Source organism: Lacrimispora sanguinis, from assembly GCF_044987295.1.
GTDB classification, from domain to species: domain Bacteria; phylum Bacillota; class Clostridia; order Lachnospirales; family Lachnospiraceae; genus Lacrimispora; species Lacrimispora celerecrescens_B.
Window position 1 is genome coordinate 2,905,537 of sequence record NZ_CP173277.1, and the last position, 18,947, is coordinate 2,924,483.

Here is an 18,947-nt window from a genome sequence, read left to right on the forward strand (position 1 = left end):
ATTAATAAATCAGGATTAAATCCTGTCTATTTTCTGATAGAAACCGCTGTAAAAACTTCCTTATCCAGCACATATTCTGCCATACCGTACAGCGACGTGTGATATCCTTGTCTGGATGCTTTGATGGAAATGCTGGCGGTAAAGGGCTTCAGTGCTTTTTCTTTCACCCATGCTTCCACCATCCCGGCCATCTCCGGGATTCTGGATACCGGGCCGCCAATTACCACCACATCGGGATTAAATAAATTAACCGCATTTACTGCGACCAGGGAAAGCAGCTCGATCTGTTCCCTCATGACCCTGTCGGCAATTTTATCCTTTCCTTCCAAATACCAGTCGGTAAGTACATCGTAGGACAGCATGGTGCCGTCTAATATGCTTTCGGGATAAATCGTTTCATACATCTGTGTGTACTGTGCCGCCGCAGGTTTTTCCCCAAGAAGCGTTCCAACGCAGCCTGTGGATGAGCATTTGCAGGGCAGCCCGTGAAGGTCTATGGTGGTATGTCCGATCTCAAGACCGCAGCCATCCATTCTTAAAAGGCTGCCCCTGCTGATTACCGACATGCCGACGCCCTGATCGCACAGCAGGTAAAGCATGTTCCGGCTGTCCTTTCTTGTTCCGTAATACTCTCCAAGAATCAGTGCATCTGTATCCTTAAATACGTAAACCTCCATATCCTTTCTAAACAACTGGTTGCTCAATGCCTGGAGATTCACATTTTCCAGATATAATGCAGTGGAATAGACAATGCTTCTGGAGCTGTAGCAGATAATACCCGGTATGCTGTATGCCACGATGGATATCTGCTCCATCACATTACGCTGCTGTTCCTCAATCAGAGCAGCCGTATCTTTCAGCGCACTGGAAAATGTGGCCTCATCGTGAATTCGGACCGGTAAGGATTTATGCCAGATAATCTCACCTTTCAGATTCACGATTCCTGCCAGAATCCCTTTTGCTGTCACTTTAAGGGTGAGAATTCTTACCCGTTCTCCGTTTAAGCTGTAAATCATTGGCTTTCTGCCGCCGCTGGACTCTCCGTAATATTCCTCCATCAGAAGCGTCTCTCCCACCAGCTCACGGATCAGTGCAGAGACCGTGCCTGCGCTTAATTTCGTAACTTCCATGATCTCGGCTTTCGTCACCTCATTCTTTTCACGGAACACGCTTAATATATTTTGCTTGTTTATGTATTTAATTGTCTCTTTTCCTGCCTTCAAACAATCACCCCTTCCCTTCTTCCCTCAGAATCGAGGTAAGCCTCCTCCCGGTTGCATCCCTTGGCTGCTTCCACTCCAGGCAATACGCCAGTGTGGGGATTAAGTCCTTATTGTACACGAGGGACGTTTCCCGGTAATCCGATCGTATGCCCGGCCCCGTCACTGCGGTAAAAATATGCTGGCATTTCTCATGAAGACTGTCATGGGTCGCATACAGATGTTTCTGGTCAAGAGGGATTAATGAAAAGCTTTCTCCCTCTGCCGGACTGATTAAAAGATCGGCATAATCCCGGTATACGCCCCGCTCAGTAAGTTCCTGCGCCGTAAGGACTGTTTCTACGTATGGAAGCCCACTGAGGCGCTTTTTTAAAGATTCCATTACATTCAAATTGTCAGCTCCTTCGGCTAAAAACATCTGGCATTGAATATCATGAGAGGTTAAAAGGATATCAAAATCCTTTGTTTCAACGTTTCCTTCCCGGCATACAGCCACCCGGTATCCCCATTCCTTAAGGGCGCATATTAAGTCCTCAGTCCTGCTTTTCCCTCTGTAACTTACCATGCCATGATCAGTAGTCAGAAGAAGATACGTGGAATCCAGCAGTCCCTTCTCTTCCAGACTGTTTAATGTCTCACCTATCAGCTCATCAATTTCCTCCAGCACCCGGTAGACGTTATCCACCCGTTTTTCCTCCGAATCCGCATAGCACCAGGGGGGATTATGACCTACAGAATCCAAATCGTCTATGTACAGAAATACGGCATCAGGAAATTCCGGATACTCATATATGGTGCCCTCATGTTCTATGACATTCTCCCGTATAAGCTTCAATAATACAGAAAAACGTTTCCTGCAATCACCGCCAGGTTCCATATAGAGTCTGTCTTTCCTTCCTCTGACAGCACCCTTTCCCTCCAATGCGAACTGCTGGATCGATACAAAGGTCCTTCCTTCCTCTGCCAATACCTCCCCTATGGTCTGTGCCCGGTTGAGACGTCCCGTAAGTACAATTTCATTGGCCTCCCTGTCCCAGTACTTGTCACAGTTTCCTGTCCGGTCTGAATAGCAGCCGCTGACGATACCCGTCTGCATGGGGCAGGTAATGGATGGAATTCCCGTATAAGCCTGTTCGAAGAAAACGCCGCGTTTCACCAGCTTTCTTATATTAGGGAGCGCTTTCTGTTCGTCACTCATTCGATCATAATAATATCTTCCAAAACCATCAAGATTGATGTAGATGAGATGCTTTTTCATCATTTAGCACCGTATCCTCTCTCATTCTATTTTTAATCACTGAAATAAGTTGGCTTTAATATAGTCCAAACTATATATAGTGTCAAATAATATTTTCACTTTATCCTATTTTTTGTTTATATTACCCTATATTTCATTAAACTTTTTTCAGTTATTGAATTTAGTTGAAAGAAGTGGACAGAAACTTGTAATCGTGGACCGGCCATGATATTCTTGATTTATTACTTAAACTAATTGTGACTATATAATTCGGGGGGATATCTCATGATAAGAACAATACGTGAAGATGAGCTGATTGAATCCAGACGATTATGCTTTATAGCCTTTGAAAGGGCCATTGACGGCGCCTCCTGCGCCGCAGAATCTGCCGATACCATAAAAAGGAATCCGGTTACCAGAATGAAGCGGGATTACCAGAATACACTGGCCTGGTTTGATGAACATAACGTCATGCAGGCATGTGTCTCCCACTGCGTTTGTCCGGTAGAATTTGACGGCAAAACGGCTTCTATGGCAGCGGTCGGCGACGTAGCCGCCATGCCCTGCTGTCAGGGGAAAGGAACAATGAAATCACTGTTTCGTACTATGCTGGAAGACTGGCACAGCCGTAACATTCATTTTTCCTACCTTTACGCTTTCTCTGGAACGTATTACGGTCAGTTTGGATACACCTACTGTGTGCGCAGAAAATACTGGAATTTCCCAATGACACAGCTTCCTGATTTCAGGGTTTCCGGTACTGTGGAGATATATCAGCCATCACGGCTGGAAGATTTAAAAACGATTTATGAAGCTTTTACCACTGGATGCAACCTTTCGGTCATGCGAGACGACATCGAATGGTATCACGCCGTGGGACAATATGAGCCTGACCGCGACTTCCGTTTTGCCTACGTGTATTACAGCGAAGCCGGAACCCCCTGCGGCTACCTCATCTACTCAAAAACAACAGATGAAAAGCAGGCCGTTACCATGAACTGCCATGAATTTGCATACTCAGATATAGAAGGCCTCATGGGGCTGATTCGATTCTGCAAAAGCAGGCAGGCCTATTATGACAGGGTTTCCATTCCCCTTCCCGACTTCATTCCCCTAGATTTTCTTTGTCAGGAATTTAGTCTGCCGGCAGGACATACGGCAACTATCCGCCAGACGATGCACGGCATGGTCCGGGTGGTTCATGCAGAGGAGGTCTTAAAGACCGCCCGGTTCCTGGCTAACGGTTCCATCCGTCTCTTCCTCCGTGATCCATGGCTCCCGGCCAATCATGGTTTATGGGAGATTGAGTGGAAGGAAGACCGCCTTTCTTCTCTCCATTATCAGGCGGACGGGGGCGAAGAGCAGGCCGACGCCGTCCTGGATATCTCTCTGTTTTCCAGGCTGATCTGCAGAGGTTTGACAAAGGAAGAGCTTTCTTACCTGCCGGCTGAGTGCCGGCGGTGCGGCGATGATATGCTGCTTCAGTTGTTTCCACAGAAGAAATGCGCGATTTCTGACTACTTTTAATGCCTTTTTTATCGTACCAATTTGCTACAGGCAATTACTCGTATAAATCCTCAATTAAAAAGCCTTCGAATTGAGACCGATTGCTCAATTCAAAGGCTTTTTTGTTAAATAAATATCATAGGAAATCCGGAAATAAAATCACTGTCCTGTTATGGAGGTTTTTTCTTCCTGTTTCTTTTTATTTCTTTCCCGAAGCTCTCTGAAAAATTCTTTCATCATTTGAGAGCATTCTTCTCCCAAGACCCCTGTTTCCGTTACAACCTGATGGTTAAACCCCTCCTCGTGAAGCATATCAAGCACCGATCCCGCACAGCCGGCCTTTGCATTCATGCATCCGATAACGACTCTGGGAATCCTGGCCTGGACAATGGCTCCGGCACACATGGGGCAAGGTTCCAGGGTCACGTACATCGTGCATCCCTCAAGCCTCCAATCCCCGATTTTTCTGCATGCTTTACGAATGGCGTTGATCTCCGCGTGGGACAGGACATTCATATCAACGGTACGGCGGTTATATCCGCGGGCTATAATCTTATCTTCGTAAACAATAACACAGCCGATGGGGACCTCGCCAATGGCGCCTGCCTTTTCAGCCTGTTTTATTGCTGTGCGCATATATTTCTCATCTGTCGTCATATTAGTTCCTCTTTGCTTTTATCTCCAAGGTGTTTCAATTTATTATACCCTTAGAGTACTTCATTGTGATATACTTGGATAAGTATATCACGAAACAAAGGAATGGTGAAGGTATGAAACTATGCGGTCTTCAAAAAACAACGCTTCTGGATTTTCCCGGCCACGTGGCAGCCACGATCTTTCTCGGCGGCTGTAATTTTCGCTGCCCCTTCTGCCATAACAGCGGGCTGATCGGCAGTGAGGCAGAGTCCATGTTCAGTGAAGAGGAAATTTTAAGCTTTTTAAAGAAACGAAAAGGAATTTTAGAGGGAGTCTGCATTACAGGGGGAGAACCCACCCTGTCTGAAGATTTAGAACCCTTTATCCGGAAAATCCGGGATCTGGGCTATCTTATTAAACTGGATACCAATGGATATCGGCCGGATGTCTTAAAAAGGCTGGCTTTAAACGGGCTTTTGGACTATGTGGCAATGGATATTAAAGCCGGCAGAGAACATTATCCCAAGGCAGCCGGAATAAGGGGGCTAAAGATGAAAGATATTGAGGAAAGCGCTTCTTTTCTCCTTCATGGAACCCTTCCTTTTGAATTCCGCACAACGGCGGTAAAAGGAATCCATAGCCTCCAGGATTTTGTAGATATTGGCGAATGGCTGACAGGTTGTCCTAATTATTATCTGCAAAACTATGCGGACTCGGACCAGGTCCTATGTCCAGGCTTCCAGCCCTTTTCCATAGAAGAGCTGAATAAATTCTTAAATATCTTAAAGCCCAGGATTCCCAACGCCATGCTAAGAGGCGTTGAGAATTAATCAGGGCATGCCGATAAGGGGGCTTAAACTAGCCCCCTAATTTTACATCGGTATACCAGAATCCAAACCTGCCGTCTTCCATTGGCTGCTCCTTGGAAAGCACAAAATTGGGAAAGCCGAACATGGAAGCCATATATCGCTCATTGCTGTAATAATGCCCCGGAATTCCAAGAAGGTAACGAGGCATTCCATCTGGATTCAACAGTTTTGCCAGGATTAAGTAACGGTAATTGTAGTATCCATGCAGGAGGAAGCTATTGTTGCCATAAACCCAGGACTCCCTTGGAAGGATACCGATATCCTGGGGTTTGATGGTCAGAATTTCACAGCCATCCTCATAATCAAATGCAAGAATCCTAGTATGTTCACGTTTCAACTTTTCCCAGATCATAGTATGGGAATTATCGACTTGGTTTTCACTTTGACGCAGGCGCTCCAATTCATCAGGATTTCCCAGCTTTGGCTGTACCTCCTGATTGCCCATGTTTTCTTTTAACACAGCATCTGCCCGGTAACAAGTGGTTTCACCAATCCCATCCTGGGCACTGCAAGGATAAGGCTCACTGAATACAGCTTCCCTTTCCTGGGCATCCACTGCTTTGGCATTCTCTTGCTCAAAAGCCTTTTCCTGCATCTCATTGGGTATGTCTTCCTGTCCGTCATTTTCCCAATCTCCGGATACTGGCTCCGCAGACTGCATGGCACTCTGCTGGACTCCTGCTGATGAAAACCATTCCGGTTCTCCGGCTGCTACCGGTTCTCCAGCCGGTTCCCCGGTCTCTGCTACTACGCCCGGTTCCTCCATATACTGGAGGTCTTCTTCCGATTCCTCTATGTACGGATGGTCTTCTTCCGATTCCTCTATGTACGGATGGTCTTCTTCCGATTCCTCTGTGTACTGTAAGGTATCTTCTTCCGCTATCGACTCATCAGACATGGTCCATTCCTGCTCCACAACCTCTGACTCTGCATTTACCAGTTCCTCATCGTCTGGTACGGCAAGGTCCATATCCGCGTCAGCTGATCTCTGATCCTCTTCAGACAGGTTCTCTGCTTGCAGATCTTCCTCCTTCGGCAGCTCCTGTTCTTCGGCAACCAGAACATCCTCTTCTTCTGTCCGGTCATCGGAGGAAGACTCAATTATATCATCCTTTGAAATCTCTGCCCTGGAAATCTCCCGGGGTTCATCAGGCGCCAGCGGGAACTCTTCCTCGATTTCGCGTACCGCCCGTTTTATCTTTTCTTCTGAAATAACGGCCTGTTCCTTCTCTGAAACCACCTTGGCCGCACTCTCCAGATCAACTTCCGCCGCATGGGCAACAGCATCTTCCCAAATGGTCGTATAGGAACGCCATGTATTTTTCACATCATGGATGGTCAGTCCATAGCACTGATCCACGTTAATTCCGGAGTGTTCTATATCGCTTGACGATACCACAGTCCTGAATTCACCGGAACCACCACGTATAAAAATATTTCCCAGGAATATTTCCTGGTCTGCGGCTAATAAGTATACTCCAATATCATTGCCGCCCACATATATTCTTTTGACACTGACCGTAATCTTGCACTGGACCCCTCTCGTCTCTATCTTGGCAAATCCGATGTTTTTTCCTTTGACTGCGCCTTCATAGGCATAAATATATGAGATTAGTCTTCGATAATTAGGCATGCCATCACTCCTTTATAATTATTTTATGCAAAATGCCATTGCATCTATGACACAAAAATGATATCCTTATGAAAAGAATATATAAAATTTTTTTCAAACGTATGGAGGGATAGAGAAATGAAGCTTTATCGCGCGAAAGACTACAACGATATGAGCCGCAAGGCTGCCAATATTATATCTGCTCAGATTATTATGAAACCGAGCTGTGTTCTTGGACTGGCTACCGGTTCCTCACCTATAGGCACCTACAAGCAATTGATTGAGTGGTACAACAAGGGAGATCTTGATTTTTCCCAGGTTAAGACTGCGAATCTTGATGAATACAAGGGACTCACCAGGGATAATGATCAAAGTTATTACTATTTTATGCGTGAGAATCTGTTTCGCCATGTAAACATTGACGAAGCAAATACCAACATCCCCAATGGAATGGAACCTGATGCCAACAAAGAAGCAGCCCGCTACGAGGAAATTATCAAAAGCCTGGGCGGTGTTGACTTACAGCTCTTAGGTCTTGGGCACAATGGCCACATTGGTTTCAACGAGCCATCCGATATTTTTCCAAAGGATACACACATCGTAGACCTTCAGGAAAGCACCATTGAAGCCAACAAGCGTTTCTTCGCATCAATTGACGAAGTTCCACGCCAGGCTTATACCATGGGAATCGGCACCATTATGAGAGCCAAAAAGATCCTGCTGATTGTCAGCGGTGCTGAAAAAGCAGACATCCTTCATGATGTAATCTGCGGACCGGTTACTTCCAAGGTTCCGGCATCTATTTTACAGCTTCATCCGGATGTTACCATTGTTGCAGACGAAGCGGCTCTTTCCAAGCTGGAAAATATTTAAGCCCAGCTGTTTATTCTTCTGTTTCCAAATTATATGACAGTATCTGCCCGGCTGCTCCTGCACCGGGCTTTTTTATTCCCATTTGCAGGGTGGACATTCTGAATAGGAAAAGCAGGAGTTTCATTAGAAATTTTCAGGTTGGAATTTATATGGAAATAGTGTAGAATGAGTTTAAAACTTATGATAAGGAGATGTTAAATATGGCATATACATTTTCAAAAGATTTAGAAACCGGCAACCAGTTAATTGATTCTGAGCATCGCCAGTTAATTGATGCAGTCAATAACCTGCTTACCGCCTGTTCCACAGGGAAAGGGCGTGCGGAGCTGGCTAATACCACCAAATTTCTGCAGGACTATACCGCAAAACATTTCGGCAATGAGGAGAAGCTCCAGATTCAGAATCAGTATCCAGATTATGTAAACCACAAGCGTTATCACGAGGATTTCAAAAAAGTGGTTGCAGGAATCTGTGCCAAGCTGGAAAAGGAAGGCCCGACCATCATTCTTGTAGGCGAAGTTAACAGTGCCATTGCAGGCTGGTTAATCAACCACATCAAAAAAGAGGATGCCAAGGTGGCCGCTCATATTAGAAGCAGGGCTTAATCCTACAGAGTAAATTGCATCTTATGGTACCGGTATTTTGACAGAACAGGCCGGAAAGCTAAAACAACGCTCCGGCAGAAGGAAGGAACATGATTATGAAAGATCCAAATTGTGCATACTGTATGAAGGGAGATCTTGTTGCAAAATTCGGCTATCCTGTTTGCGAAATGGAGACAGGATTCTTATATTTATTTAAAGAGCAGAGTAAAAAGGGCAGAGTTATTCTTGCTTATAAAGACCACGTCAGTGAGCTGGTTGATATTGAGGATGAGGAAAGAAATGCCTTCTTTGCTGATGTAGCCAGGGTTTCTAAGGCTGTCCATAAAGTATTTAATCCGGATAAGGTAAATTACGGCGCTTACGGCGATACCGGCTGCCACCTTCATATGCATATCGTTCCGAAATATAACGGCATGGACGAATGGGGGAGTACCTTTGCCATGAATCCGGACAAGTTATATCTGACAGATAAAGAGTATGAGGAAATGGCGGCTGCCATCCGTGCAGCATTATAAAAATAAAAACACTCATGAGGAGGAGGCCGGATCATGTTAGATGAAATCAGAGCACAGGCCGAAATGGCTGCAAAAGAGCTGCTGGAAGCGGCACACTTAAACGAGAAGGACTTAGTCGTAATCGGATGCTCCTCCAGCGAGATATCCGACCACAGGATCGGTTCCCATTCCAGCGCGGAAATCGGACAGACTGTGTTTTCTGCCATTTATGAGGTTTTTAACGAACAGGGGATTTATGTTGCAGCCCAGTGCTGCGAGCATTTAAACCGGGCTTTGATTCTGGAAAAAGAGGCGGCCATACTCTACGGCTACGAACCGGTCAATGTGATACCGCAGTTAAAAGCCGGCAGTTCCCTTGCAACTGCGGCTTATCAGACCCTGCAATGCCCTGTGGCAGTAGAATCCATAAAAGCCCACGCCGGAATTGATATCGGTGACACCTTGATTGGCATGCATTTAAAGGCCGTAGCTGTACCCGTCCGTATAAAGACCAGGTACATCGGCGCAGCCCATGTCGTCACCGCCCGTACCAGACCGAAATACATTGGCGGGGCCCGCGCCTGCTATGACGAGAACTTGGGATAAACAACCTTTACACAACGCAAAAAGCGCATCTTGCAGCTGTTTTTACAGCTAATCAAGACGCGCTCTTTTTATATTTATTATTAAGCTATTTTATGATGGATATTTTGCTCCAGTCATTAATCCATAGTAGCATGTGTAAAGAACCAGTAACCGTATGGAGAATGCCATGTACCCTTTAATTCAGGCTTCTGCAGATAGAAATCGCTGGAGTATACAAGCGGAGCAACCGCTGCATCTTCCATGATCAGCTTCTCTGCTGCATGAAGCTTCTCATAATGCTCTGTCTTATCAGCCGTGTCACGGGCCGTATTTAACAGGCTGTCCACCTCAGGATTTGAATACTTTCCGTCGTTGTTTCCGCTTTCAGTCGTGAATAAGTTTAACATATTGGAAGGATCATCATAGTCGTATACCCAGCCTCCGCGGGCAATCTGGAAGTCACCGGCACGACGGGTTGGTGCGAAGGTAGACCATTCAACAATCTTAATATCCATTCTGATTCCCAGTTCGCTCCATGCACTCTGTAAATATTCTGCAATCGGCTTATTGTAACCGGCATCATTGGTCATATATTCGATCACTGGGAAGCCTTTTCCGTCTGGATAGCCTGCTTCTGACAGAAGTTCTTTTGCTTTGTTTAAGTCTTCTTCGTAATTGCTTACATTAAAGTAATCACCGCCGTTGTTCTTTCTTGTAACCTCTTCAAAAGAAGAACCGCCTTCCACATCAGAGATACCAGGGCCTACAAAGTTGGTAGCTGGTAATACAGTTCCTGCCATTACGGTACTGGCAATGTATTCCCGGTCAACGGCAAGGGTCAATGCACGGCGCACCAAAGCATTATCAAAGGGGGCTTTCGTAACGTTGAAGATTGTATAGGAAGTCGCCATACGAGGATCTAAGTGGTAATCAGGCGTACCCTCAAGGCTTGGGATCTCGTCAGTAGGAACATCCTTGATCATAGATACTTCCCCTGTCTGATAAGCACTGTAAGCTGCGTTGGAATCTTCCATAAGAACAAATTTTAAGGTATTTAAGGTTACAGAATCTGCATCCCAGTAATTTTCATTCTTAGCAAAGGAGATATGGGAACCTGGTACCCACTCGATCATCTTTAACGGTCCGTTTGATACATAAGTATCAGGAATTAAGGACCACTGGTCACCATTAGCCTCTACGACATCCTTTTTTACAGGTGCCATGCTGGCATGGGTTGTAATTTTATCAAAATAAACGCAAGGAGATGCCAGCTCCACTACAAAGGTTTTTGCATCAGGTGCGGATACAGCCAGGGCATCAACATTTCCTGTTGTTGCCTCATCATATCCTTTTACCATGGAAAGCATGTCTGCTGCATAAGGAGCTGCTGTTGCAGGATCAGCCAGACGCTTCCAGGAATATACGAAATCTTCTGAGGTAAGTTCAGAGCCATCACTCCATTTTAATCCATCCCTTAAATGAAACGTATAGGTAAGTCCATCATCACTCACATCAAAAGACTCAGCCTGTCCGGGAATAATATTATTATCCTTATCAAAGGTCATAAGTGTCTCAAATGCGTGCAGGATCATATTGGATGCATCAATTGATGCATTTAAAGCCGGATCAATGGTTTCCGGATCAGGACCAATCTGAACTGCCAGATCAAGCCCTCCTGCTGAATTTCCTGCTTCTGTTTTCTGTGTTTCGTTGCCGGCCGTACCGGATTTACCGGAACCCCCGCATGCTGTCAGGATCATCCCTGAAGCAAGGACTGCCGCTAATACAAGCGCCATTTTCTTCATATCTGTTCCTCCATATCTGCTATTTTTTTGCGTCCGCCCTTCAGAGACAGCGCAGGTTTTAGCATACCACAGATAGACGGTTCTTGCAACGTGGAAATTCATGACACCCTCGTGTTACCGCGGTAATTCAGTAAAGGGCCAGACATTTCCTGGCGGGAAATGTCTGGCCCAAAAAGACACTTTTATATTTTATTAACGGTATGAGGTCTGAACTGCCTTCATTAAATACTTCGGATCCTTCACATAAGGGGTGACCGGACAAATCTTTTTATTCGATCCCATCAATGTGTAAACAGCGATTCTGGCGGCCCTGACCGAATATTCCTCGGTAAATACCATGTCATCCGGAATTTCCACAAACTGGCTTATCATAGCGAAGTTGGTAGAGCCGGCAGGAACTACCTTCGGACGGTCAGTCATTTTGCGTGGCTGGAACTGGGCATCTACATAAGGCATCATGCAGGGAATGACATTAACCACATCTGCCAGGATTTCATCCTTACGGTTTTCCATGTGAAGATGGTGGAGAAGCTCGATGAGCATTTCCTCTCCGGTACAATCCTTCATCGGTTTCTTTATGAAGTCCCCTTCACGGTCCGTATAAAGCCCGTATCCCCAGAAGATCGTCTGGTCCATAGGCTGATTGATAAAATGAGGCTGGGCAGCTACAACTATGCTCATCAGCCAGTTGGAATCCTTAAAGGTCATAAGTGCTCCGCTTCCAGGTACATTGCCGGAGTAATCCTCAATCAGTTTAAGAAGTTTATTTCCACGGCTTGTTACGGTAAAGCTTTCCCAATTGGTCTCATGAACATCGCCAAAGAATGGGTAAGGATTTCCAAGTCCAGGTTTCTTAGCCGATACCTTGGTCCATAATTCCCCGGATATTGGTCTTAACACAGGCTCCGGAGCCGGAGTGTGAAGATCTCCAAGGGTTGCGCTGTCGGTCATACACGCATTGGTCATGATGCAGATATCGCCATCCTGAAGCTCGATCTGTCTTTCTATCCCGTTATCTTTTAAGTGAAGCACTTTAGCTGTAATTCCATCTCCATCTGCGAAATCAATATCTGTAACCGTACAGTTTTCCGCAAAGACAACTCCCTGCTTTCTTAAATAGTTTTCCAAAGGACGGATTACACTGTCATACTGGTTTAATGGGGTTCTTGTTACTCCTTCCAAAGTCTCGATCCTTGAAAATTCCAGGATCATCCGGCGCATGTAGCGGCGGAACTCAAAAAGACTGCTCCATTTCTGGAATGCAAAGGTAGTCTGCCACATATACCAGAAGTTCGTTGTAAAGAAATGAGGCATGTCAGCGAACCATTCCTCAATGGTCATATCATCCAGCTTTTCTTCCGGTGTATTCATAAGCTTTAACATGGCCATACGTTCCTGCTGGGTAAAGCCCATGCTCTTCACATCAAGGATGGTTCCATCCTTATCTACCAGCCTGGCTTTCGCATGGGTTGGATGGGCATGGTCAAAGCTTAAGATCTCTTCGCTTACGCTCCTTGCAGGGTTATTTAAAGACGGGATGGTACGGAACAGTTCCCAGAAGTTTTCATAAGTCTCTTCATTAAGCATACGTCCGCCCCGGCAAACAAATCCTTTTTCCGGAGTTCCGATACCATCGTTGCTTCCTCCGAGAATATGCATTCCTTCAAAAATCGTGATCTGGTCTCCCGGCATGTTGCAGTCACGTATGAGATAAGCCGCTCCTGCCATGCTTCCCAAACCGCCGCCTACAAAATATGCTTTTCCAGGGGCCTGTCCGTTTTCCATATGACTTATGTTTTCTTCATTTTTTAAATCCATCTGTTTTTTTGAATAATCATAGGCTTTTTTTGCAGCTACTCCTGCTGCAGTTGCCGCAGCTCCCCATGCAAGCACTTTTCCGAAATTATTTTTTCCTTTCATATGCAACGCTCCATTCTATGAATTGTGTTAACTGATATGCTTATATTATCATACTTCATTTTATCCGTCACCATACATGGTTTTTCAGTTGTATAAAAAAACGACATCAGGGAAATGATGTCGTAAAACCAGACAATTTTGCAATTTTGTCTATAGAAGATTTTTTTACCTTATTTTAATATAAAGATAATGAAAAAGGAGGACTTTTTATGTCGGCAACTATTCACAAACATATCCGGGAGTCCGTCCTGAAAACGGCGCTTCTCCACCAGTTAAGAAACGGGCAGAAATCTCCGGAGCGAACCGCCCGGAACTTAGAAGAACTGTTGGAAAAATTCAACCCCTTATCCGCAGAGCTTTTTTCTTATTCTGATCTGGTTGTGCTCATTAAAAGCTGTACTATGGAAGAGTGCCTGGATATCATCATGCATAAGCTTTCTTAAAGCCCTGCCTGGCTCCGGAGATAACCGGCCCGCTCCGAAGCCTTGGCCAGGCTTTTTAAACGTTCCGCCACGAGCCGCGGCTCCGTTCTCATTCCCTTCTCCACCCAGTCAACGATGATTCCGCATATGCCATATGCATAAAATTCTGCGTCAAAATCCCTCTCCTCTACGGTAAGCTTCTTCTTTTCATCCAGCTTTATAATCGCTTCGGAAAACAGGGCCTTTGCCATCTCAAATAAGTAACTCTCAAAAGTATGTTCCTGTTCCTTGATGGTATTGATGTAAAAGGCCTTTTCTTCTTTCATATTCTGAAGCAGTTCAAAAATCTTCTGGTCCCAGTTATCAAGGGTAATGTCTTCTGCTAATTTAGCAAAATTCTCATTGTAATAGATCCAGCTTAAAAGTTCATATTTATCCTGAAAATGATAATAGAAGGTCTGCCGGTTTAACCCCCATACCGAAGTGATATTGGATATGGATATCTTATCAAAGGGCTTTTCCCTGCAGACTTGTTTTAAGGCTTCTGCTATTGCTCGTTTTGTAATAAGCGAATCCGACATAATCCCTCCTATCTGTTATTTCATTCCTGTAAAATAGTTGCTTAAGGAGGCAAACTGCTCTAAAGTCAATGCCTCTCCCCGTATGGAGGGCCCAAGTCCCAGGCTTTCAACCGCTTCCATGATCTGTTCCTTTGTAAAGGGAATCTCCGGAGAATTGTTTAATCCGTTTTGAAGGGTCTTTCTTCTCTGGTTAAAGGATGCTCGAATCAGCCGGAACATAAGACCAGGATCCTCTGTCTTTACCGGTGGTTCCTTGTGGCGGGTCAGGCGGATGACTGCAGATCCTACGTTAGGGCGGGGCATGAAGCAGTTAGGAGGAACATTTGCCACAATATATGGATCTGCATAATACTGGACTGCCAGGGAAAGAGCGCCGTAATCTTTGGAACCAGGCCCTACCTGCATGCGATCAGCCACTTCCTTCTGAACCATGACCGTGATATTATCGATTGGAACCAGGTTTTCAAAAAGACCCATAATGATGGGGGTCGTGATGTAATATGGAAGATTTGCAACAACCTTAATGGGACGTCCGCCGTTATATTGTTCCGTTATCTGATTGATGTCAACTTTAAGAATATCCGCATGGATAACGGTTACATTCTCATAGTCTGCCAGGGTCTCGTTGAGTATGGGGATCAGGTTTGAATCGATCTCCACTGCCACTACATGTCTGGCATTTTCAGCCAGGTACTGTGTCATCGTACCGATCCCCGGCCCGATTTCCAGAACGCAGTCATCCTTTGTTACGCCTGCCGCGGCTATAATTTTATCTAATACGTGAGTATCTATTAAAAAATTCTGTCCGAATTTCTTCTGGAATGCGAATTCGTATTTCTTTATGATCTCAATAGTTTTTTGGGGATTTCCCAGTGTTGCCATGCCTGTCCTCCGTTTTCTTTTATAGCTGTTCCTAAAGCCTGTAAAGCCTTTTGGCATTCTGATTGGTGATATCAATAACTGTTTCTTCCGGAATTCCTTTAATGGCACTGATTTCCTGTACCACATAAGGAAGATTGATAGAGGAATTACGCTTTCCCCTGTTGGGCGCGGGAGCCAGATAAGGACAATCCGTCTCCAGGACCAGCTGTTCCATCGGCATATACTCCACCACTTCTTTAAGTTTCTTTGCATTCTTAAAGGTAAGGACACCTCCGATCCCAAGATAATATCCCATATTTAAGTATTCCCTGGCGATCTCCTTTCCATAAGAAAAGCAGTGAATCACTCCCCCAATGTCCTTTCCTCCCTCTGCCCTCATAATATCCAGAGTATCCTTTGCCGCATCGCGGCTGTGGATGATGACTGGAAGCTTTACTTCCCTGGCCAGGCTGAGCTGGCGGATAAACCACTTTTTCTGGGTTTCATGATCGGGCTCATCCCAGTAGTAATCAAGACCGATCTCGCCGATTGCCACAATCTTTTTATGGGAAGAATGTTCCTTCAGCCAGGCTAAGTCTTCCTCGTTCAGTTCTCCGGTTTCATTGGGATGAACACCGATGGCTCCGTATATATATGGATATTTCTCTGCAAGTTCCAGTGTATGTCTAGAAGTTTCCATGCTGGCCCCCACATTGGTGACAGCCTCAATTCCATGGTTATAAAGGCTGGTCAGCAGTTCCTCCCTGTCTTCATCAAATGCCTCATCATCATAATGGGCGTGTGTATCAAAAATCATAGGAATCTCCTTATAATAATCAAACGCAGAATATAAAGCAAAACTAAGTGAGCGGGATAAAACCAATAAAAAAAGTATTTTAAATTATTTTTTCCTCTCGCCCCGCTGTACATACGGATGGGGATGAAAGCCAGGATGGCGGCTCCAAAGCAGCTAAGGCTTTCTACGGCTGCCAGAATTCCTGCAAATATGGTCTGTCTTTTCTTATCTTTATAAAAAACATAAAAAAGCAGGATCATGGAAATCCCAATGATATTATAATCACATTTAAGAAGAACAGCCGCTCCGCATCCGGCCAAAAATACCAGGGTCTGCCTGATTGGGTTACCAAAAACCTTATCATACCAGTAAATAACCCATAGACCAATGAACAGGGTAAAATATACATTCTGATATCCTGGGTAAAGCCATGTGTCAAAGACAGCCAGGTCAAAAGGAATCTCAGAAATAAGAGCGAATAAAAAAAGCCTGGCACCATATTTCTTAATATCCCTGGTATGGAAAAATCCTTCTACCAGCAGAAAACAAAAGATAGGAAATGCAATTCTTCCAATGGTGCGAAGCGCCAGGTTCGCTATACTCACCCAGGCCAAGGGGTTCTCCTGATATTTTAATATACCATTTTCAAGAATAGCCACTCCGATATGATCTATGAGCATGGTAACAATGGCGATCATCTTTAAAGTGTTTCCTGTTATTCCTTTTATGCGGGCGATCATTGATTCCTTCATGGAATTCTCCTTCTTAAAACAATAAGGCCGGATTCGATTACCCGGCCTTTCGTTGTTTCTTTTAAAGTGTCTTCAGATATTCCCTTGTATTAGCAGATTTCCGCTCCTGCCGGCATTGTTTTCTCCGGTACCATAAGGGATAGGTTGCCTTCTGCATCTTCCGCGCAGAGAAGCATGCCTTCAGACATGACTCCAGCCAGTTTTGCTGGTTTTAAGTTTACCACAACCATCACCTTTTTGCCAACCATTTCTTCCGGTGAATAGTGAGCTTTGATTCCGCTGACGATCTGTTTTACCTGACTTCCGATTCTCACCTGGGAACACAGAAGCTTCTTTGACTTTGGAACCGCTTCACAGGCAATGATCTCACCTACCTGGAACTGAAGCTTGGCAAAATCGTCGTATTCAATCTCTGCCTTGGCTTCTATATCAATCACGGCCGAAGCATCTTCTTTGGGAGCCTCTTTCGATTCTGCCTCTTTCGGCCCATACATGGCTTCCACCTTCTCCATGACTTCTTTGATATCCATTCGGGCAAACAAGATCTCCGGTTTATCCGTAACCTTGTTCCCAGAGGGATATAAACCAAATTCATTCATCTGGGATAAATCTCTTTTTTCTGTATTCAGTTGGTTAAGAATCTTTTTCGATGTATTCGGCATAAAGGAGTCAAGGAGGGATGCTCCGATGGCAATGGCCTCCGTCAGATTATAAAGAACGGTTTCCAGCCGGCTCTTTGATGCTTCATCCTTAGCAAGAGTCCATGGAGCAGTTTCATCAATGTATTTGTTGCTTCTTCTGAAAATGTTAAAGATTGCTGTCATAGCATCAGCAACGCGGAGCTTCTCCATCTTCTCCTGAACCTTTTTCACTTCTTCCAGCACGACTGCCTTTAAGTCTTCATCAACAGCATCCACTGCCTTCCCGTCAGACACAATTCCGCCAAAGTATTTATTGGACATGGAAATGGTACGGTTCACCAGATTGCCAAGGATATTGGCAAGGTCAGAGTTCATACGCTCCACCATAAGCTCCCAGGAGATGACACCGTCATTGTCAAATGGCATTTCATGAAGGACGAAATAGCGGACTGCATCCACACCAAAGAAATCCACCAGGGTATCTGCATACAGGACATTACCCTTGGATTTGCTCATCTTACCGTCCCCCTGAAGCAGCCAGGGATGGCCAAATACCTGCTTTGGCAGAGGAATATCAAGGGCCATCAGGAAAATAGGCCAATAAATTGTATGGAAGCGGATAATATCCTTACCGATCAGGTGAAGGTCTGCCGGCCATAATTTGGCAAACTGATCACTGCTTTTGCCGTCACAATCATAGCCGATTCCTGTAATATAATTGGTCAGCGCATCAAGCCAGACATAGGTGACATGCTTCGGATCAAAGGACACCGGAATTCCCCATTTAAAAGTAGTCCTGGATACACAAAGATCCTGAAGCCCCGGAAGTAGGAAATTGTTCATCATCTCATTTTTTCTGGACACAGGCTGGATAAAGTCCGGGTTCTCATTGATGTGTTTTATCAAACGATCCGCGTATTTGCTCATGCGGAAGAAATATGCCTCTTCTTTTGCCGGCTTTACCTCACGGCCGCAGTCCGGACATTTGCCGTCTACAAGCTGGGATTCTGTGAAAAAGGATTCACAGGGGGTGCAGTATAAGCCTTCGTAATGTCCTTTATAAATATCACCCTGATCATAGAGTTTCTTAAAGATCTTCTGAACCTGTTCCTCGTGGTCTTTGTCAGTAGTGCGGATGAATTTATCGTAAGAGGTGTTCATCAAATCCCAAATACTCTTTATTTCACCGGCTGCCCTGTCTACAAATTCCTTCGGCGAAATACCTGCGGCCTCTGCTTTTTCTTCAATCTTCTGGCCGTGTTCATCGGTTCCTGTCTGGAAAAATACGTCATAGCCTTCCGCCCTTTTATAACGGGCAATCGCATCTGCAAGTACTGCCTCATAAGTATTGCCAATATGAGGCTTTCCTGATGCATAGGCAATGGCTGTGGTGATATAATATGGTTTTTTGTTAGAATCTTTACACATTCTGTTTTCCTCCTGTTTATGAAATGGGAATTCAAATAAAAACCCGTCTTAAAATATCCTTTCGGAAATTTAAAGACGGGGAACTGTCCCGTGTTACCACTTTA

The 18,947-nt window shown here is 45.0% G+C and carries 17 protein-coding genes, 1 pseudogene and 1 other annotated feature (1 of these 19 running past the window's edge); of the genes and pseudogenes, 7 read left to right on the forward strand and 11 right to left on the reverse strand.

From position 1 onward, the window contains the following. Positions 1-26: 26 nt before the first annotated feature. A complete protein-coding gene (locus ACHZES_RS13475) occupies positions 27-1,223 on the reverse strand; it encodes an ROK family protein (protein WP_395549256.1) in 1,197 nt (398 codons plus the stop codon). Positions 1,224-1,227: 4 nt separating this feature from the next. Further along, the gene (locus ACHZES_RS13480) at positions 1,228-2,481 is read right to left on the reverse strand and encodes an alkaline phosphatase family protein (RefSeq protein ID WP_395549255.1); all 1,254 of its coding nucleotides are present in this window, start codon (positions 2,479-2,481) and stop codon (positions 1,228-1,230) included. Positions 2,482-2,742: 261 nt separating this feature from the next. On the opposite strand from ACHZES_RS13480, the gene eis reads away from it, so the two are divergent. Beyond that, a complete protein-coding gene (gene eis / locus ACHZES_RS13485) occupies positions 2,743-3,984 on the forward strand; it encodes an enhanced intracellular survival protein Eis (protein WP_395549254.1) in 1,242 nt (413 codons plus the stop codon). Between the two features lie 138 nt (positions 3,985-4,122). Here the strand turns inward: eis and tadA are convergent, their stop codons facing one another. Then, the gene (gene tadA, locus ACHZES_RS13490; protein ID WP_395549253.1) at positions 4,123-4,620 is read right to left on the reverse strand and encodes a tRNA adenosine(34) deaminase TadA; all 498 of its coding nucleotides are present in this window, start codon (positions 4,618-4,620) and stop codon (positions 4,123-4,125) included. A 113-nt stretch (positions 4,621-4,733) separates the two neighbouring features. Between tadA and ACHZES_RS13495 the strand changes: the two genes are divergently transcribed. After that, positions 4,734-5,429 (forward strand): anaerobic ribonucleoside-triphosphate reductase activating protein, encoded by a 696-nt coding sequence (locus tag ACHZES_RS13495; RefSeq protein ID WP_395549252.1) that lies wholly within the window; start codon positions 4,734-4,736, stop codon positions 5,427-5,429. Between the two features lie 28 nt (positions 5,430-5,457). Here ACHZES_RS13495 and ACHZES_RS13500 read toward each other — a convergent pair. Next, a pseudogene (locus ACHZES_RS13500) lies at positions 5,458-5,886 on the reverse strand (DUF6128 domain-containing protein); the annotation flags it as partial. A 1,332-nt stretch (positions 5,887-7,218) separates the two neighbouring features. Between ACHZES_RS13500 and nagB the strand changes: the two are divergent. The 4 genes from nagB to ACHZES_RS13520 all read left to right on the forward strand — a co-directional run bounded on the left by nagB (position 7,219) and on the right by ACHZES_RS13520 (position 9,658). Beyond that, complete coding sequence (gene nagB / locus ACHZES_RS13505; RefSeq protein WP_395549250.1) at positions 7,219-7,953, forward strand: glucosamine-6-phosphate deaminase; 735 nt, start codon at positions 7,219-7,221, stop codon at positions 7,951-7,953. Positions 7,954-8,153: 200 nt separating this feature from the next. Continuing rightward, the gene (locus ACHZES_RS13510; protein WP_038283941.1) at positions 8,154-8,558 is read left to right on the forward strand and encodes a bacteriohemerythrin; all 405 of its coding nucleotides are present in this window, start codon (positions 8,154-8,156) and stop codon (positions 8,556-8,558) included. Positions 8,559-8,653: 95 nt separating this feature from the next. Further along, the gene (locus ACHZES_RS13515) at positions 8,654-9,073 is read left to right on the forward strand and encodes an HIT family protein (protein WP_038284000.1); all 420 of its coding nucleotides are present in this window, start codon (positions 8,654-8,656) and stop codon (positions 9,071-9,073) included. Between the two features lie 33 nt (positions 9,074-9,106). Next, positions 9,107-9,658: a TIGR01440 family protein gene (locus ACHZES_RS13520; protein ID WP_395549249.1), complete on the forward strand. Its 552-nt coding sequence runs from the start codon at positions 9,107-9,109 to the stop codon at positions 9,656-9,658. Between the two features lie 116 nt (positions 9,659-9,774). Here the strand turns inward: ACHZES_RS13520 and ACHZES_RS13525 are convergent, their stop codons facing one another. Both ACHZES_RS13525 and ACHZES_RS13530 read right to left on the reverse strand, forming a co-directional pair. After that, positions 9,775-11,442, reverse strand: coding sequence for a peptide ABC transporter substrate-binding protein (locus ACHZES_RS13525; RefSeq protein WP_038283943.1), 1,668 nt, complete (start codon positions 11,440-11,442; stop codon positions 9,775-9,777). A gap of 192 nt (positions 11,443-11,634) precedes the next feature. Next, complete coding sequence (locus ACHZES_RS13530; RefSeq protein ID WP_038283944.1) at positions 11,635-13,362, reverse strand: oleate hydratase; 1,728 nt, start codon at positions 13,360-13,362, stop codon at positions 11,635-11,637. 209 nt (positions 13,363-13,571) lie between these two features. On the opposite strand from ACHZES_RS13530, the gene ACHZES_RS13535 reads away from it, so the two are divergent. Continuing rightward, positions 13,572-13,805, forward strand: a complete 234-nt coding sequence (locus ACHZES_RS13535; protein WP_038283945.1) for a hypothetical protein — start codon at positions 13,572-13,574, stop codon at positions 13,803-13,805. Here the strand turns inward: ACHZES_RS13535 and ACHZES_RS13540 are convergent. The 5 genes from ACHZES_RS13540 to metG all read right to left on the reverse strand — a co-directional run bounded on the left by ACHZES_RS13540 (position 13,802) and on the right by metG (position 18,843). Then, entirely contained in the window at positions 13,802-14,365 is a 564-nt protein-coding gene (locus ACHZES_RS13540) for a TetR/AcrR family transcriptional regulator C-terminal domain-containing protein (protein WP_154526768.1), read from the reverse strand. The genes ACHZES_RS13535 and ACHZES_RS13540 overlap by 4 nt on opposite strands. Before the next feature lie 15 nt (positions 14,366-14,380). Continuing rightward, positions 14,381-15,247 carry a 16S rRNA (adenine(1518)-N(6)/adenine(1519)-N(6))-dimethyltransferase RsmA gene (rsmA, locus tag ACHZES_RS13545; RefSeq protein ID WP_038283947.1) on the reverse strand — a complete coding sequence of 289 codons (867 nt, stop codon included), beginning with the start codon at positions 15,245-15,247 and terminating at the stop codon, positions 14,381-14,383. Between the two features lie 31 nt (positions 15,248-15,278). Beyond that, positions 15,279-16,043, reverse strand: coding sequence for a TatD family hydrolase (locus ACHZES_RS13550; RefSeq protein ID WP_395549248.1), 765 nt, complete (start codon positions 16,041-16,043; stop codon positions 15,279-15,281). After that, positions 16,040-16,774, reverse strand: coding sequence for a TraX family protein (locus ACHZES_RS13555; protein ID WP_395549247.1), 735 nt, complete (start codon positions 16,772-16,774; stop codon positions 16,040-16,042). The genes ACHZES_RS13550 and ACHZES_RS13555 overlap by 4 nt, the downstream gene beginning before the upstream one ends. An 89-nt stretch (positions 16,775-16,863) precedes the next feature. Continuing rightward, positions 16,864-18,843, reverse strand: coding sequence for a methionine--tRNA ligase (gene metG, locus ACHZES_RS13560; RefSeq protein ID WP_395549246.1), 1,980 nt, complete (start codon positions 18,841-18,843; stop codon positions 16,864-16,866). Positions 18,844-18,911: 68 nt separating this feature from the next. Continuing rightward, positions 18,912-18,947 (reverse strand) — a binding site (T-box leader); it runs 253 nt beyond the window's last position.